This window comes from Variovorax sp. YR266 (assembly GCF_900107295.1).
Lineage (GTDB): Bacteria > Pseudomonadota > Gammaproteobacteria > Burkholderiales > Burkholderiaceae_C > Variovorax.
On the sequence record NZ_FNPM01000009.1, the window covers coordinates 52,663 to 68,718 of the forward strand.

Consider the following 16,056-nt stretch of genomic DNA (forward strand, 5'->3'; position numbering starts at 1 on the left):
TCTTCTCGCGCTCAGGCCTTGACGGGCGCCGTCGGAACGTAGCCCGGGATCAGGGCTTCGAACTCGTGACGGAAGTGCTTGATCATGGCGCGCACCGGCATCGCTGCCGCATCGCCGAGCGCACAGATGGTGCGGCCCATGATGTCGCCGGCGACGGAGTCCAGCAGTTGCAGGTCGCTGGGCTTGCCCTGGCCGTTGTGGATGCGGTCCACCACGCGGTAGAGCCAGCCCGTGCCTTCGCGGCACGGCGTGCACTGGCCGCAGGACTCGTGCATGTAGAAGTACGAGAGGCGCTTGAGCGACTCGACCATCGAACGGCTGTCGTCCATGACGATCACCGCGCCCGAACCGAGCATGGAGCCGGCCTTGGCGATGGAGTCGTAGTCCATGGTGCAGGCCATCATGATGTCGGCCGGCAGCACCGGCGCCGACGATCCGCCGGGGATCACGGCCTTCAGCGTGCGACCCTTGCGCACGCCGCCGGCCAGCTCGAGGAGCTTGGAGAACGGCGTGCCCATGGGCACTTCGTAGTTGCCGGGCAGCTCGACGTCACCGCTCACCGAGTAGATCTTGGTGCCGCCGTTGTTCGGCTTGCCGCATTCGAGGTAGGCCGGACCGCCGTTGCGGATGATCCAGGGCACCGCCGCGAAGGTCTCGGTGTTGTTGATGGTGGTCGGCTTGCCGTACAGGCCGAAGCTGGCCGGGAACGGCGGCTTGAAGCGCGGCTGGCCCTTCTTGCCTTCGAGCGATTCGAGCAGCGCGGTTTCTTCGCCGCAGATGTAGGCGCCGAAGCCGTGGGCGGCGTGCAACTGGAAGTTGTACGTGCTGCCCATGATCTTGTCGCCGAGGTAGCCGGCGGCGCGCGCCTCTTCGAGGGCTTCCTCGAAGCGGTCGTAGCTCTGGAAGATCTCGCCGTGGATGTAGTTGTAGCCCACGCTGATGCCCATCGCATACGCGGCGATGGCCATGCCTTCGATCACGATGTGCGGGTTGAACTGCAGGATGTCGCGGTCCTTGCACGTGCCCGGTTCGCCTTCGTCCGAATTGCAGACGAGGTACTTCTGGCCCGGGAACTGGCGGGGCATGAAGCTCCACTTCAGGCCGGTCGGAAAACCGGCGCCGCCACGGCCGCGCAGGCCCGAAGCCTTGACTTCGGCGATCACCTGGTCGGGCGTGAGGCCCTCGGTGAGGATCTTGCGCAGCGCCTGGTAGCCGCCGCGCGCTTCGTAGTCGGCCAGACGCCAGTTGGTGCCGTCGAGGCCCGCATAGATCTGCGGCTCGATGTGACGGTCATGGAAGCAGGTCTGGACGCCCGTCGCCTGGAACTGCTGGAGCACTTGTTCGGGTGACATCAGGCAGCCTCCCCTTTGGTGGAACCGCGCAGGCCTTCGATGAGCTGGTCGAGCTTCTCGTTGCTCATGAAGCTGCACATGGTGCGGTCGTTGACCAGCATCACGGGCGAATCGGCGCAGGCGCCCAGGCATTCGCTCTGCTGCAGCGTGAACAGGCCGTCGGCCGTGGTCTCGCCCATCTTGATGCCGAGCTTCTTCTCGAGGTGCACGAGGGCGGTGACGCCATCGCGCAGCTGGCAAGGCAGGTTGGTGCACACGTTGAGCTTGAACTTGCCCACCGGATGCTGGTTGTACATGTTGTAGAAGGTCGTCACTTCATGCACGGCGATGGGCGCCATGCCGAGGTACTCGGCAATCTCGCGCTCGCGCTGCAGGCTGACGTGGCCCTCGTCCTGCTGGACGATGGCGAGACAGGCCATCACCGCGGATTGCTTGCCTGCTTCGGGGTACTTGGCGACCTCGCGCGCAAAGCGCTCGAGGATCGTAGTCTTCAACGGCGCCGAGGGCGCCGCGTCATGGTGGGTCGAGGAAGTCGTCATTCGCTCTTTCTCACCTGTCGATCTCGCCGAACACGATGTCCATCGTGCCGATCACCGCGACAGCGTCGGCGATCATGTGACCGCGCGACATTTCGTCGAGGGCGGCGAGGTGCGGGAAACCAGGGGCGCGGATCTTCAGGCGGTACGGCTTGTTGGCGCCGTCGCTCACGAGATAGATGCCGAACTCACCCTTCGGATGCTCGACGGCGGCATACGCTTCGCCTTCGGGCACGTGGAAGCCTTCGGTGAAGAGCTTGAAATGGTGGATCAGCTCCTCCATGTTCGCCTTCATCGATTCGCGCGCGGGCGCGGCGACCTTGTGGTTGTCGGTGATGACAGGACCGGGATTGGCACGCAGCCAGGCCGAGCACTGCTGGATGATCTTGTTGGCCTGGCGCATCTCTTCGACGCGGACCAGGTAGCGGTCGTAGCAGTCGCCGGTCTTGCCGACGGGCACGTCGAACTGCATCTGGTCGTAGACGTCGTAGGGCTGCTTCTTGCGCAGGTCCCATTCGATGCCCGAGCCGCGCAGCATGGGGCCGGTGAAGCCGAGGTTCAGCGCGCGCTCCGGCGTGACCACGCCGATGCCCACGGTGCGCTGCTTCCAGATGCGGTTGTCGGTGAGCAGCGTCTCGTACTCGTCGACCATCTTCGGGAAGCGCTTGCAGAAGTCGTCGACGAAGTCGAGCAGCGAGCCCTGGCGGTTCTCGTTGAGCTTCTCGATAGCCTTCGCGTTCTTGATCTTGCTGACCTTGTACTGCGGCATTGCATCCGGCAGGTCGCGGTAGACGCCACCCGGACGGAAGTACGCCGCGTGCATGCGCGCGCCGGACACGGCCTCGTACATGTCGAACAGGTCTTCGCGCTCGCGGAAGCAGTAGATGAGCATGTTCATCGCACCGCAATCCAGACCGTGCGCACCGAGCCACAGCAGGTGGTTCAGCAGGCGGGTGATCTCGGCGAACATCACGCGGATGTACTGCGCGCGGATCGGCACTTCGAGGCCCATCATCCGCTCGATGGCGAGGCAGTACGCGTGCTCGTTGCTCATCATCGACACGTAGTCGAGACGGTCCATGTACGGCAGCGACTGGATGAAGGTGCGCGATTCGGCAAGCTTCTCGGTCGCGCGGTGCAGGAGGCCGATGTGGGGGTCGGCGCGCTGGATCACTTCGCCGTCCAGCTCGAGCACCAGGCGCAGCACGCCGTGTGCCGCAGGGTGCTGGGGACCGAAGTTGAGTGTGTAGTTCTTGATTTCGGCCATATCAGTGCAAACCGCCGCCGTAGTTGTCTTCGCGGATCACGCGCGGGGTGATTTCGCGCGGCTCGATGGAAACCGGCTGGTAGACCACGCGCTTCTGTTCTTCGTCGTAACGCATCTCGACGTGACCCGACACCGGGAAGTCCTTGCGGAACGGATGGCCGATGAAGCCGTAGTCGGTCAGGATGCGGCGCAGGTCGTCGTGACCGTCGAACACGATGCCGTAGAGGTCGAAGGCTTCGCGCTCGAACCAGGTGGCGGCATTCCAGACGGGCTGCAGCGAATCGACCACAGGCAGGTCTTCGTTCGGCGCGAACACCTTCAGGCGCACGCGCTGGTTGAGGCTTACCGACAGCAGGTGCGTGACGACGCAGTAGCGTTCGCCCTGCCACTCACCTTCGCGGTAGTCGGAGTAGTCCATGCCGCAGAGGTCGATCAGCTGCTCGAAGCGGCAGCCAGGCGCATCGCGCAGCAGCAAGGCGGCTTCGATGTAGTCGGCGGCGCCGACCACCACGGTCACCTCTTCCAGGGCGAGCGTCACGCTCCTGGCCTTGGCGCCGAGCGTCTCGGCGATGGTGGCGCGCAGCACCTCCGGCGAAATTGCAAAGTCAGTCATCGTCGGCAATCCCTCAGGCGCGGGCAATGGTGTTGGTGCGGCGAATCTTCTGCTGCAACTGGATCACGCCGTAGAGCAAAGCCTCGGCGGTGGGCGGGCAACCCGGAACGTAGACATCGACCGGCACGATGCGGTCGCAGCCGCGCACGACGGAATAGCTGTAGTGGTAGTAGCCACCGCCATTCGCGCACGAACCCATCGACAGCACCCAGCGCGGCTCGGGCATCTGGTCGTAGACCTTGCGCAAGGCCGGAGCCATCTTGTTGCACAGCGTGCCGGCCACGATCATCAGATCGGACTGACGTGGGCTGGGGCGAAACAGCATGCCGAAACGATCGATGTCGTAGCGGGCGGCACCCGCGTGCATCATTTCCACCGCACAGCATGCGAGGCCGAAGGTCATCGGCCAGAGAGATCCGGTCTTCGCCCAATTCACCACCGAGTCGTAGGTGGTGGTGACGAAACCTTCTTTGAGAACGCCTTCAATGGCCATCGTGATTCCTTGTCATTCCCAGTCGAGCGCGCCTTTTTTCCACTCGTAGGCGAAGCCCACGACGAGGATGGCGAGAAAGATCATCATGGCCCAGAAGCCGACAGCACCGATCTCCTTGAGCGCAATGGCCCACGGAAAGAGAAAGGCAATTTCGAGGTCGAACAGGATGAAGAGAATCGCAACGAGGTAGTAGCGCACGTCGAACTTCATGCGTGCGTCCTCGAAGGCTTCAAAGCCACACTCGTAGGGAGCGTTCTTTGCGGCGTCGGGCCTGTTGGGGCCGAGAATGTATCCGATGACCTGAGGGGCGACGCCTACGCCGACTCCGACCAGAATGAACAAAAGGACGGGGAGGTAGGAGTCGAGATTCATCGAGAGTTTTTCACCGCTTGCCACCGGCAAGAGAAGCCTCTGGATGAGGCTTTCTGCCGATGAGATTTGGTGCGGTCGGCGAGACTCGAACTCGCACAGCTTTCGCCACTACCCCCTCAAGATAGCGTGTCTACCAATTTCACCACGACCGCGGTTTTTGCTGTTCGGATGGCATGAGGTACCTGCAAGAGGCATTTGGCTTTCCGAACAGATTTAGAGTTTACCCTGAAATGAAGCCATTTCTCACAGGCAACTCATGAAAACGAGTTGATTACTTGCTCGGAATCTGACCCGCGCCCGAAACCGGGGCAGCAGGAGCCGAAGCAGGCGCACTGGGAGCCGCCGCACCAGGAATTTCACTCGCTGCACCAGAAGCCGGCGTGGCCGGTGCACCCACTGCAGCGCGCTCCAGAAGACTACCGCCACCTGCGGGACGTGCGTGGCTGAAATAGGCCAGCAGCAGCGTGCATGCGAAGAACACCGCCGCAAGCACGGCCGTGGTGCGCGAGAGGAAGTTGGCACTGCCGCTGGCACCGAACAGGCTGCCAGCACTTCCGCTGCCGAAGGCCGCACCCATGTCGGCGCCCTTGCCGTGCTGGATCAGGATCAGGCCGATCATTGCGAGGGCCGTCAGCATCTGCACACCGACCAGTAGATTGAGGACCAGGTTCATTCGTTCTTACTCCTAAGTGATACAGCCGTTGCGCGTTCAGCGCGCAGCGGCGGAAATGATCTGCAGAAAATCGGGCGCCTTGAGCGAAGCGCCACCGATGAGGCCGCCATCGATGTCGGCCTGCGCCAGCAGTTCTGCGGCGTTGGCGGCATTCATGCTGCCGCCATAAAGAATCTGGATGCCGGCAGCATGCTCGCTCGCTGCGTGATGCAACTGCGCGCGCAGCACCGCGTGCACCGCTTGCGCCTGCTCCGGCGTGGCCGTCTTGCCCGTACCGATGGCCCAGACAGGCTCGTACGCCACGACGATCTCGCTGATGCAATGGCCGTTCACATGAATGATCGCAGCCAACTGACGCTTGACGACTTCTTCGGTCTGCCCTGCTTCGCGCTGTGCCAGCGTTTCGCCGACACAGACGATCGGCGTGATTCCATTGGCCAGCGCTGCCGCCGTCTTGGCCGCGACCGCTTCATCGGTCTCGCCGTGGTATTGCCGACGCTCGGAGTGACCGACGATGGCATAGCGCACACCGAAGTCCTTCAGCATCGCCGCCGATTGCTCACCGGTGAAGGCGCCTTGCGGATGAGCCGAAATGTCCTGCGCGCCCAACGCCAGTGCCGGCGAACCCGCCAGCAGCGACTGCAGTTGCGCGAAGTACGGCGCGGGCGCGCACAGCGCCACATCGCAAGCCGCCGGACTTGCGGCCAGGCCTTGTTGCAAGGCCTTCACCAGCGCCTCGTTGGCAGCCAGGCTGCCGTTCATCTTCCAGTTGCCAGCGATCAGTTTCTTCTTGGTCGTCATCGCGTTCGTCTTCTCGTCACTCACCATGTCAGCACGATCTTGCCGATGTGCTGGTTCGATTCCATCAGCGCGTGAGCCTGGGCTGCGCCGCTGGGCTCGCCCACCGCCGCAAAGATGCTGTGGATCACGGGCTTGATTGCGCCGCTTTCCAGCAGCGGCCACACCTTCTCGCGCAGGGCCTTGGCAATGGCGCCCTTGAACGCCACTGGCCGCGGACGCAGCGTCGAGCCGGTGATCGTGAGCCGCCTGCGCAGCACGAGGCCCGCATTGATCTCGCTCTTCACGCCGCCCTGCACCGCGATGATCACGAGCCGGCCATCTTCGGCCAGGCACTCGATCTCGCGCGCCACGTAGTCGCCGGCAACCATGTCGAGCACCACGTCCACACCCTTGCCGCCGGTGAGCTTCTTCGCCTCTTCGACAAAATCGCTCGTGCGGTAGTTGATGGCATGGTCGGCGCCGAGCTTCAGGCAGGCTTCGCACTTGTCGTCGCTGCCGGCCGTGACGATCACGGTCGCACCGAGCGCCTTGGCGATCTGGATCGCCGTGACGCCGATGCCGCTCGAGCCGCCCTGGATCAGCAGCGTCTCGCCCTTTTGCAGGCGGCCGCGGTCAAACACATTGCTCCAGACGGTGAAGAAGGTTTCGGGCAGCGAAGCTGCATCGATATCGCTCCACCCCTTGGGCACCGGCAGGCATTGCGCCACGGGCGCCACGCACAGCTCGGCATAGCCGCCACCGGCGATCAGCGCACAGACACGGTCACCAACCTTGAAGCCCGCCTCGGCCAGCGCCGCAGCGTCACCCGAGACGATCTCGCCGGCCACTTCGAGGCCCGGCAGATCGGAAGCGCCCGGCGGCACGGGGTAGTGCCCCTTGCGCTGCAGCACGTCCGGGCGATTGACGCCACTTGCCGCCACACGGATCAGCAGTTCGCCCGCACCCGCTACCGGGTCGGGACGCTGCGCAACGCGCAGCACCTCGGGGGCACCGTACGAAGTGATTTCAATGGCTTTCATGGTCTTTCGGCCTCCAACGCCCGCAGATGGGGCGAAGCTTGATGTTCAAAAGATAGCAACGGCAGCCGGAGGACCGCCGTTGCGCCCTTCTTACTCCTGAGGCTCGCGCGGGGCTTGTTGCTGCTGCTCGCCGGCCGGAGCCTGCGGCTGCTCGTTGCGCGGCTGCTGTTGCTCGTTGTTGAAGCGCGGTGCGCGCTCGCCACGGTCACCACCGCGGTCGCCGCGATCGCCACGGTCACGGCGCTCGCCACGATCACCACGGTCTTCGCGCGGCGGGCGCTCGCTGTATTCCATGCCGGCCGGACGCTCGGTCAGGGCCTTCATGGACAGCTTGACGCGGCCCTTCTCGTCCGTTTCCAGAACCTTGACCTTGACGATCTGGCCTTCGCTCAGATAGTCGGTCACCTTCTCGACGCGTTCGTGCGCAATCTGGCTGATGTGCAGCAGGCCGTCCTTGCCGGGCAGCAGGTTGATGAGCGCGCCGAAGTCCAGGATCTTGGTGACCGGGCCTTCGTAGACCTTGCCGATTTCGACTTCGGCCGTGATCTGCTCGATGCGCTTCTTGGCCAGCTCGGCCTTTTCCGGATCGGTCGAAGCGATGGTGATGGTGCCGTCTTCGTCGATGTTGATCGTCGTGCCGGTTTCTTCCTGCAGGCCACGGATGACCGAGCCGCCCTTGCCGATCACGTCGCGGATCTTCTCGGGGTTGATCTTCAGCGTGGTCAGGCGCGGTGCGAAGCTGGAGACTTCGGCCTTGGCCTCGCCCATGGCTTCCTGCATCTTGCCCAGGATGTGCATGCGCGCTTCCTTGGCCTGTGCCAGTGCAACCTGCATGATTTCCTTGGTGATGCCCTGGATCTTGATGTCCATCTGCAGCGCGGTGATGCCGTTGGTGGTACCCGCAACCTTGAAGTCCATGTCGCCCAGGTGATCTTCGTCGCCCAGGATGTCGGTCAGCACCGCGAAGCGGTTGTCTTCCTTGATCAGGCCCATGGCGATGCCGGCCACGTGCGCCTTCATGGGCACGCCGGCGTCCATCATCGAGAGGCAGCCGCCGCAGACCGAAGCCATCGACGACGAGCCGTTCGACTCGGTGATTTCCGACACCACGCGAACCGTGTACGGGAATTCTTCCTTGTTCGGCAACACGGCGACGAGCGCGCGCTTGGCCAGGCGGCCGTGGCCGATTTCGCGGCGCTTGGTCGAGCCCATGCGGCCCACTTCGCCAGTGGCAAAGGGAGGCATGTTGTAGTGGAACAGGAAGCGGTCTTCGTATTCGCCGGCCAGCGCATCGATGCGCTGTGCGTCGCGTTCGGTGCCGAGCGTGGTGATGACCAGCGCCTGGGTTTCGCCGCGCGTGAACAGCGCCGAACCGTGGGTGCGGGGCAGCACCGAGTTGCGGATTTCGATGGGACGCACGGTGCGCGTGTCGCGGCCGTCGATGCGGGGCTCGCCCGACAGGATCTGGCTGCGCACGATCTTCGATTCGATGGCGAACAGCAGGTCACTGACCTTGCCGGAGTCGAACTCGGCGCCTTCGGCCTTCAGTGCCTCGAGCACGCTGGCGTTGGCTTCGCGCAGGGCTTGCGTACGGGCTTGCTTGCTGCGAATTTGATAGACGGCGCGCAGCTTGTCTTCGGCCAGGCCCTTGACCTTGGCGACGAAGGCTTCGTCTTCGGCGGGGGCCTTCCAGTCCCACACCGGCTTGCCGGCGTCGCGCACGAGTTCATGGATCGCGTTGATGGCGATATTGGCTTGCTCGTGGCCGAACACCACGCCGCCCAACATGATTTCTTCGCTGAGCTGCAGGGCTTCGGATTCGACCATCAGCACGGCGGATTGCGTGCCGGCAACGACGAGGTCCATCTGCGAATCCTTGCGAGCCGTCTGGCCCGGATTCAGCACGTACTGGCCGTTGATGTAGCCCACGCGGGCTGCACCGATCGGGCCGTTGAACGGCACGCCGGAGATCGACAGCGCAGCGCTCACGCCGATCATGGCGGCGATGTCGGCATCGACTTCGGGGTTGAGCGACACGGTGTGGATGACCACATGCACTTCGTTCAGGAAGCCTTCGGGGAACAGCGGGCGGATCGGGCGGTCGATCAGGCGGCTGGTCAGCGTTTCGTGTTCGCTGGGCTTGGCTTCGCGCTTGAAGAAGCTGCCGGGGATCTTGCCCGCGGCGTAGGTCTTCTCGATGTAGTCGACGGTCAGCGGGAAGAAGTCCTGGCCGGCCTTGGCCGACTTGGAGGCAACCACGGTCGCGAGGATGACGGTGCCGTCGATGTCGACGAGCACGGCACCGCTGGCCTGGCGGGCGATTTCACCCGTTTCCATGACGACGGTCTTGTCGCCCCATTGGAACGACTTGGTGACTTTGTTGAAGAGGCTCATGTTTTGCTCCTGTTTTGATAGCGGACTACACAGAGTCCGCAAGAGACGGAGGCTTCTCAGAACACGATGCCATTCCAGCGAAGCTCGGGGCGAACTTCATTGGAATGACACAGCTTCGCTCTGTTTGGGCACTCCGAAAGTGGATCGCGAAGTAAAAAACGCCTGAGCTAGCGGACTAACCCAGGCGTTTTTTCATGCGATTCGATTTACTTGCGCAGACCCAGCTTGGCGATCAGCGCGGTGTAACGGTCGGCGTCCTTGGACTTGAGGTAGTCGAGGAGCTTGCGGCGGCGGCTCACCATGCGCAGCAGGCCGCGACGGCCGTGGTGGTCCTTGGCGTGCGTCTTGAAGTGGGGGGTGAGCTCGTTGATGCGGGCGGTCAGCAGTGCGACTTGCACTTCGGGGCTGCCGGTGTCGTTGGCGGCGCGGGCGTTGTCCTTGACAACTTCTGCCTTGATGGAGGCTGCGATCATGTTGATTTCCTTGTTCCGGGATGTTTGACTTGCGGTGTGCGCTGGAACTGCACCCACCGTGCGCCTTGCGGCATGCAAAGCCTTGGAATTATAGCCCGACCGTCCTGATCGGGCTTTCAGGCCTTTTTTGGGGGCCTTCCATCGAGCGAAGCCAGCCCCACGGCGCCCAGCACGCAGGCTGCCCCGCCGATCTGCGCCAGGCTGATGCTTTCGCCCAGCCAGAGCGCGGCCAGCGCCAGCGCCGAGACCGGCAGAACGGCGGTAAAAAGCGCTGCTTCAGCCCCGCGCAGCCGGGAAGATCCGGCAAACCACAGCACGAAGCCCAGCACCGTTGGCACCAACGCGTAGTAGGCGACACCAGCCAGCGCCTCCGCCGGCAAGGGGTGCTCCCAGGCTCGCTCGAACAGCGCCGGCACCAACGACAGGAGCAACCCGAAGGCCGTCATCAGCGTCGACAGCGCCAGCGGACGCACCGGCACCCGCAGGCGCTTGTTGAGCAGGATGAACATCGCCTCGCAAACCACCGCGCCCAAAACCAGCAGGTTGCCGATCAGCGCCGCCGGGGATTTTGAGTCCCCCGCCGAAGCCTGGCCCGCCCCGGGCCAGCTGATCGCCAGCACCCCCGCCGTCGCCAGCACGATGCTGCCCACCAGAAACCGCCCCGGCCGCTCGCGCAGCGCAATCACCGCCACCAGCGCCGCCACAGCAGGCAGGGTGCCCGCCACCACGCCCGCACTGGCCGCCGGTGCCCAGCGCACGCCAAGGATCAGCAGCACGGTGTAGCCCACGCTCCCCAGCCCCGCCTGGCACACCAGCAGCGCCAGATCCCGCCGGCCGGGCCGCGGCCACGGCGTGCGGGTCAGCCGCAGCAGCACCAGGAACACCGGCAGCGCCATCGCGAACCGCAGCGCGGTCGCGGTGAACGGCGGCAGCCCGCCCGCGATGACCTTGCTGGCCACCACCGTGCTGCCGACCGTAACCATCGCCAGCGCGCACAGCGCCATCCCCTTCAACCGTTGCGACAACATGCCGGACCTTTCGCTTTCGAGAAAAGCCCGAGCTTCGCGGCCCCGGCGCGCCGCGTATTGAACGAAATTGCAGCCGGCTCAGCCCTTGCCGGGTTGTTGTTCCGCGAGCCAGTTGCGCAACCGCTCCACGCCCTTCACCAGCCGCTGCGGGTCTTTCGACGCAAAGCACCAGCGCAGCCAGCCCTGCGCTTCAGGTGCGAAGGCGTTGCCCGGCGCGAGCCCCAGGCCCGCCTCTGCCACCAGCCGCTTGGCCACTTCGAGCGAATCGCCGAAGCCTTCGAGCCGGAAGAAGGCGTACATGCCGCCCTTGGCCGAGGCCACCTGCACGCCCGGCAGCGCCGCCAGCAGCGGCACCAGCGTGTCGCGGCATTGCTTCAGGTGCACCACCACGCGCGGCGTGATCTCGCTCGTGTGCTCGATGGCGGTGATGGCGGCGCGCTGAGTGAACACGCTGGCGCATGAGGTGTTGAACTCGATCAGCTTGCCGATGCCGTCCACCATCGAAGGCGGCAGCACCAGCCAGCCGAGGCGCCAGCCCGTCATCAGGAAGCTCTTCGAGAAGCTGTGCGTGACGACGAGGCGGTCGTCAGGCTTCGAGATGTCGAGGAAGCTCGGCGCGCAGCCATTGGGCGTCGGCTCGTAGTACAGCCGCTCGTACACCTCGTCGGCAAGGATCCACGTGCCGGTCTTGCGGCAATGGTCGAGCACGGCCTGCTGCTCGTCGCGCGTCATGGTCCAGCCCGTGGGGTTGTTCGGCGCGTTGACGATCAGCAGCTTCGTCTTCGACGTGACCGCTGCGCGCAACGCGGGCAGGTCGAGCGTCCATTGGCCGTTCACCGGCACCAGCGGGAGCGTGCGCACGTGCGCGCCCATGATCGCGGGCTGCGCCGTCAGGTTGGGCCACACCGGCGTCACGGCGACCACTTCGTCGCCCGCGTCGACCAGCGCCTGCACCGCGAGCATCAGCGCGCTCACGCCGCCCGAGGTGACGGCGATGCGCGAGGCATCGACCGCCGGATGCAGCCCGCTGGTGTAGCGCGCGATGGCTTCGCGCAGTTCGGGCAGGCCGAGGTTGTGGGCGTAGAAGGTTTCGCCCCGCTGCAGCGACTCGATGGCCGACTGGCGGATCACCTCGGGTGTGACTTCGTCGCTTTCGCCGAACCAGAAGGCCAGCACGTCGTCGCGGCCCATGCCGGCATTGGCGACTTCGCGGATCTTCGACGCTTCGAGGTTGTGGATGGCTTCACGCATGTCTGGTTGTCCTGTTCATCATCGTCATCAAGGTCTCTTCATCTTGCACGAGGTCGGCAGCTCGGCGCGCTCGGGGGCGATGGTCTTGACCACCCGAAAGCCGTAGCCGGAGCCTTCGACGTCGAACTGCACGCCCGGCCTGCCCTGCCTGTCCATCACGCCGACCACGAGCTGCTGCTGGAACTGGTGGTCCGCAGCGCGCATGCGCCCGCGCTGGCCGTACAGGCTCACGTCGGCCTGCTCCAGCGCGCGTGCCACAGGCACCGCGTCGACACTGCCCGCGCGTTCGACGGCCTGTACGAGCGCTTCGATCATCAGCGCCAGCCGCATGTGCACATAGTCTTCGGCCGGCTTCGGAAAGCGCGCGCGGAAGGCGCGGTAGAAGGCTTCGGACTGCGTCGTCTGCACGTTGGGCAGCCAGTCGGCCACCGCGATCACGCGCCCGATGCCCGCATCGCCGATGGCTGCGGGCGCACCGAGCGCATTGCCGTAGAAGGTATAGAAGGTGCCGTTGAAGCCCGCTTCGCGGGTCGCCTTCACCAGCAGCGTGAGGTCGTTGCCCCAGTTGCCCGTGACCACGGCCTGCGCACCGCTCGCGATGATCTTGGTGGCATAGGGCGCAAAGTCTTTCACCTTGCCCATCGGGTGCAGTTCGTCGCCGACGATCTCCACGTCGGGCCGCTGTGCGCCAAGCTGCCGGCGCGCCTCGCGCAGCACGGCCTGGCCGAAGCTGTAGTCCTGTCCGATCAGGTAGACGCGCTTGAGCGCTGCGTCGTCCTTCACCACGTCCATCAGCGCTGCCACGCGCATGTCGGCATGGGCGTCGAAGCGAAAGTGCCAGAAGCTGCAGCGCTCGTTCGTGAGCACCGGGTCGACCGCCGCGTAGTTGAGGAAGATCACGCGCCGCGACGGGTCGCGCTCGTTGTTCTTGTCGATGGCATCGACCAGCGCCGCGGCCGTGGCCGACGAGTTGCCCTGCAGCACGATGCGCGCGCCGTCGTCCATCGCGGCGCGCAGCGCGGAGAGCGCTTCTTCGTTCTGTCCCTTGCTGTCGTAGCGGTCGAGCTGCAGGGGCCGCGCGCCGCCGGGCAGCTTGATGCCGCCACGCGCATTCACGCGCTCCACCGCCCACAACAGATTGCGGAACACGGCCTCGCCGGTGTTGGCGAAGGGGCCGCTCATGCTTTCGATGAGTGCCAGGCGAATGGGCGCAGGTGGCGATGAAACCGATGCTTGTGCCAGCGCGGCGAAGGGCCTCGCGCATAGCGCCAGCGCCGCGAATTTCAAGGCCTCGCGACGCCAAATAAAGGGGGGATTCATTGTCTTGAAACGCGTGCCGCGGGGCCTAGATGAGGTCTCAAGCGGCACTCACGATTGAACGGCCGCGCAGTGTAAGGGACACACATTCCTTGTCCCCATTGTGTTGATTCAGGAGTTCTTCATCATGTTTTTCGCCCCCACCCTTCGCACCGCCCGCTTCGCTCCCCGCGCCTATGACCGCTCGTTCGAACGCTTCGTGAACGATGCCTTCGCCGGTGCCCGCCACTCGCCGCTGGTCGAGCAGGACGACAAGAGCTGGACCCTCTCGCTCGACGTGCCGGGTTTCACGCGCGAAGACCTCGCGATCAGCATCGAAGGCGCCGTGCTGCGCATCGACAGCAAGGCCGAAGCCAAGCGCCAGTTCAAGGCGGCCTACGAGCTGCCGCAGGACATCGACGTGGCCACCAGCGAAGCAAAGCTCGAGAACGGCGTGCTCACGCTGAAGCTCGGCAAGCTGGTCCCCGTGAGCCAGGCCACTCAGTTACAAATCAACTAATTTGGCCTATGCCCACAAGAGGAAAATGTTAGTTAAGGCCTCGTTTTGACTTTAAACGAGCACCTTATTCACAATAGCGCTAGATAACGTCACATGATGTGACGTTTTCTTAGAACTTTCTTCTTCGTGGGCGTCTCGTAAACGCACCGAACTCGCTACGGTGCGGTTCGGGTGCCCCAAAGGCACCATGAAAACGCACCTTCAATCCGCCAACCCCAACGAACAATCCGACACGCTCCTGGTGTTCCTGCCCGGGGCGTACCTGAAGCCCGACGAGTTCGAGCGCGAAGGGTTCATCGCAGCCGTGCGCGAACGCCATCTGGCGGCCGACTCCCTGCTGGTGGACGCGGATGTTTCCTACTACTACGAACAGACGCTGAGCGATCGCCTCCACACCGAGGTCATCGAGCCGCAGCGCGCCAAGGGCTACAAGTCGATCTGGCTCGTGGGCATTTCCATCGGCGGCTTCGGCGCGCTCATTCACGAACTGGCGCGGCCGGGCTCGGTGGACGGCATCGTGGCGCTCGCGCCCTACCTGGGACGCCGGGTGCTCGGCGCGGAGATCAAGAAGGCCGGCGGCCTGCGCACCTGGCAGGCGCCTACCGGGCCGCAGCCCGACGAAGAGCCCGACCGCAAGCTCTGGCCCTTCTTCCAGCAGTACCTGGAAGCCCAGCCGTCGCAGAACCTGCCGCCGCTGTACCTGGGCTTCGGGCTCGACGACCGCTTTGCCAGCAACCACAAGCTGCTGGCCGACGCCCTGCCGCCGGGACGCGTCTTCACGACCGAGGGGGGCCACGACTGGCCGCAGTGGCGCCAGCTGTGGCGCAACGTGCTCGACGTGCTGCCGCTGCCGGCAATCGGCCGATCAAAGCAACTGCTTACGCAGTCTCCGGTAGCGAAGCCATGGGCCATCGCGGCCTGACGTCGAAGGCATAGCGCTCGCTCGCCTGCGACAGCCCTGACTGCAGCCGCATTGCCGCAGCCATGGCGATCATCGCGCCGTTGTCGGTGCACAGGTGCAGCTCCGGGTAGTGCACGCGCACCTTGCGCTTCGCGCACGCAGCGTTCAGCTGTTCGCGCAGATTCCTGTTGGCTCCCACTCCTCCCGCCACCACCAGGCGCTTGAGCCCGGTCTGGTCGAGCGCGGCAAGCGACTTCTTCAGCAGCACCTCGACGATGGCCGCCTGCGTGGACGCTGCCAAGTCGGCCTTGTTCGCTTCGAGCTGGTCGCCGAGCTTCTTGGCCTGCGTGAGCACGGCCGTCTTCAGGCCGGCAAATGAAAAATCGAGATCGCCGCTGTGCAGCAACGGTCGCGGCAGCTTGAAGGCCGTGGCATTGCCGCCTTCGGCCAGCTTCGCGAGCCACGGCCCGCCGGGATACGGCAGGCCCATGAGCTTGGCGCTCTTGTCGAAGGCCTCGCCGGCTGCGTCGTCGATGGTCTCGCCGAGCAGCTCGTAGCGGCCCACGCCGTCCACCCGCATCAGCTGGGTGTGGCCGCCCGACACGAGCAGCGCGACGAACGGAAACTCCGGCGGATCGGCGCTCAGGAACGGCGACAGCAGATGCCCTTCAAGGTGATGCACGCCCAGCACCGGCTTGCCCAGCGCCACGCCCAGCGCACAGGCCACGCCGGCGCCCACCAGCAGCGCACCCGCCAGGCCCGGCCCGCGCGTGTAGGCCACCACGTCGATCTCGCCCAGCGTGCGGCCGGCTTCGGCCATGACGGCTTCGGTCAGCGGCAGCACGCGGCGAATGTGGTCGCGGCTGGCCAGTTCGGGCACCACGCCGCCGTAGGCCTGGTGCATGGCGATCTGGCTGTGCAGCGCGTGCGAAAGCAGCAGCGGCAGCGCGTCGCCGTGCGACTCGACCAGCGCCACGCCGGTTTCATCGCAAGATGATTCGATTCCCAACAAGAGCATGCCGCCGAGTGTAGGCGGCGCCCTCCCCCGGCACCCGCGAAGGGGCAAA

At 64.9% G+C, this 16,056-nt stretch carries 17 protein-coding genes and 1 tRNA gene; 2 read left to right on the forward strand and 16 right to left on the reverse strand.

All coding sequences use genetic code 11. From position 1 onward, the window contains the following. Window positions 1-11: 11 nt before the first annotated feature. From nuoF to BLW48_RS22885, 15 genes are all read right to left on the reverse strand, one after another. Window positions 12-1,352 carry an NADH-quinone oxidoreductase subunit NuoF gene (nuoF, locus tag BLW48_RS22815; RefSeq protein ID WP_093057847.1) on the reverse strand — a complete coding sequence of 447 codons (1,341 nt, stop codon included), beginning with the start codon at window positions 1,350-1,352 and terminating at the stop codon, window positions 12-14. Further along, window positions 1,352-1,891 carry an NADH-quinone oxidoreductase subunit NuoE family protein gene (gene nuoE / locus BLW48_RS22820; protein WP_093057848.1) on the reverse strand — a complete coding sequence of 180 codons (540 nt, stop codon included), beginning with the start codon at window positions 1,889-1,891 and terminating at the stop codon, window positions 1,352-1,354. Before nuoE ends, nuoF begins: the two co-directional genes overlap by 1 nt. A gap of 10 nt (window positions 1,892-1,901) precedes the next feature. After that, window positions 1,902-3,155 carry an NADH-quinone oxidoreductase subunit D gene (locus BLW48_RS22825; RefSeq protein ID WP_093057849.1) on the reverse strand — a complete coding sequence of 418 codons (1,254 nt, stop codon included), beginning with the start codon at window positions 3,153-3,155 and terminating at the stop codon, window positions 1,902-1,904. Between the two features lies 1 nt (window position 3,156). Further along, window positions 3,157-3,768, reverse strand: a complete 612-nt coding sequence (locus BLW48_RS22830; RefSeq protein ID WP_093177641.1) for an NADH-quinone oxidoreductase subunit C — start codon at window positions 3,766-3,768, stop codon at window positions 3,157-3,159. 13 nt (window positions 3,769-3,781) lie between these two features. Then, window positions 3,782-4,261 carry a NuoB/complex I 20 kDa subunit family protein gene (locus BLW48_RS22835; RefSeq protein WP_007837763.1) on the reverse strand — a complete coding sequence of 160 codons (480 nt, stop codon included), beginning with the start codon at window positions 4,259-4,261 and terminating at the stop codon, window positions 3,782-3,784. Between the two features lie 12 nt (window positions 4,262-4,273). Beyond that, the gene (locus BLW48_RS22840) at window positions 4,274-4,633 is read right to left on the reverse strand and encodes an NADH-quinone oxidoreductase subunit A (protein WP_012748607.1); all 360 of its coding nucleotides are present in this window, start codon (window positions 4,631-4,633) and stop codon (window positions 4,274-4,276) included. 67 nt (window positions 4,634-4,700) lie between these two features. Then, window positions 4,701-4,785 (reverse strand) — tRNA-Leu (locus BLW48_RS22845). 119 nt (window positions 4,786-4,904) lie between these two features. Further along, a complete protein-coding gene (gene secG / locus BLW48_RS22850) occupies window positions 4,905-5,306 on the reverse strand; it encodes a preprotein translocase subunit SecG (protein WP_093057851.1) in 402 nt (133 codons plus the stop codon). Between the two features lie 36 nt (window positions 5,307-5,342). Next, on the reverse strand, window positions 5,343-6,107 hold the full coding sequence (gene tpiA / locus BLW48_RS22855) for a triose-phosphate isomerase (protein ID WP_371127564.1): 765 nt from the start codon (window positions 6,105-6,107) through the stop codon (window positions 5,343-5,345). A gap of 20 nt (window positions 6,108-6,127) precedes the next feature. Further along, window positions 6,128-7,126, reverse strand: a complete 999-nt coding sequence (locus BLW48_RS22860) for an NAD(P)H-quinone oxidoreductase (RefSeq protein ID WP_093177644.1) — start codon at window positions 7,124-7,126, stop codon at window positions 6,128-6,130. Window positions 7,127-7,216: 90 nt separating this feature from the next. Then, window positions 7,217-9,520, reverse strand: a complete 2,304-nt coding sequence (gene pnp / locus BLW48_RS22865) for a polyribonucleotide nucleotidyltransferase (RefSeq protein WP_093057854.1) — start codon at window positions 9,518-9,520, stop codon at window positions 7,217-7,219. Between the two features lie 206 nt (window positions 9,521-9,726). Further along, window positions 9,727-9,993 (reverse strand): 30S ribosomal protein S15, encoded by a 267-nt coding sequence (gene rpsO / locus BLW48_RS22870; RefSeq protein ID WP_007837783.1) that lies wholly within the window; start codon window positions 9,991-9,993, stop codon window positions 9,727-9,729. A 116-nt stretch (window positions 9,994-10,109) separates the two neighbouring features. After that, a complete protein-coding gene (locus BLW48_RS22875) occupies window positions 10,110-11,018 on the reverse strand; it encodes a DMT family transporter (RefSeq protein ID WP_371127566.1) in 909 nt (302 codons plus the stop codon). A gap of 81 nt (window positions 11,019-11,099) precedes the next feature. After that, window positions 11,100-12,272 carry a pyridoxal phosphate-dependent aminotransferase gene (locus BLW48_RS22880; RefSeq protein WP_093177647.1) on the reverse strand — a complete coding sequence of 391 codons (1,173 nt, stop codon included), beginning with the start codon at window positions 12,270-12,272 and terminating at the stop codon, window positions 11,100-11,102. A gap of 27 nt (window positions 12,273-12,299) precedes the next feature. After that, window positions 12,300-13,592: a branched-chain amino acid ABC transporter substrate-binding protein gene (locus BLW48_RS22885; protein WP_093177648.1), complete on the reverse strand. Its 1,293-nt coding sequence runs from the start codon at window positions 13,590-13,592 to the stop codon at window positions 12,300-12,302. Between the two features lie 124 nt (window positions 13,593-13,716). Here BLW48_RS22885 and BLW48_RS22890 point away from each other — a divergent pair, with 124 nt between their 5' ends. Both BLW48_RS22890 and BLW48_RS22895 read left to right on the forward strand, forming a co-directional pair. After that, a complete protein-coding gene (locus BLW48_RS22890; RefSeq protein ID WP_093177650.1) occupies window positions 13,717-14,088 on the forward strand; it encodes an Hsp20/alpha crystallin family protein in 372 nt (123 codons plus the stop codon). A 187-nt stretch (window positions 14,089-14,275) separates the two neighbouring features. Next, window positions 14,276-15,010 (forward strand): alpha/beta hydrolase-fold protein, encoded by a 735-nt coding sequence (locus tag BLW48_RS22895; RefSeq protein WP_093057858.1) that lies wholly within the window; start codon window positions 14,276-14,278, stop codon window positions 15,008-15,010. Here the strand turns inward: BLW48_RS22895 and tsaD are convergent. Then, complete coding sequence (tsaD, locus tag BLW48_RS22900) at window positions 14,967-16,007, reverse strand: tRNA (adenosine(37)-N6)-threonylcarbamoyltransferase complex transferase subunit TsaD (RefSeq protein ID WP_093177651.1); 1,041 nt, start codon at window positions 16,005-16,007, stop codon at window positions 14,967-14,969. The two genes, BLW48_RS22895 and tsaD, sit on opposite strands and share 44 nt — an antisense overlap. Between the last annotated feature and the right edge of the window lie 49 nt (window positions 16,008-16,056).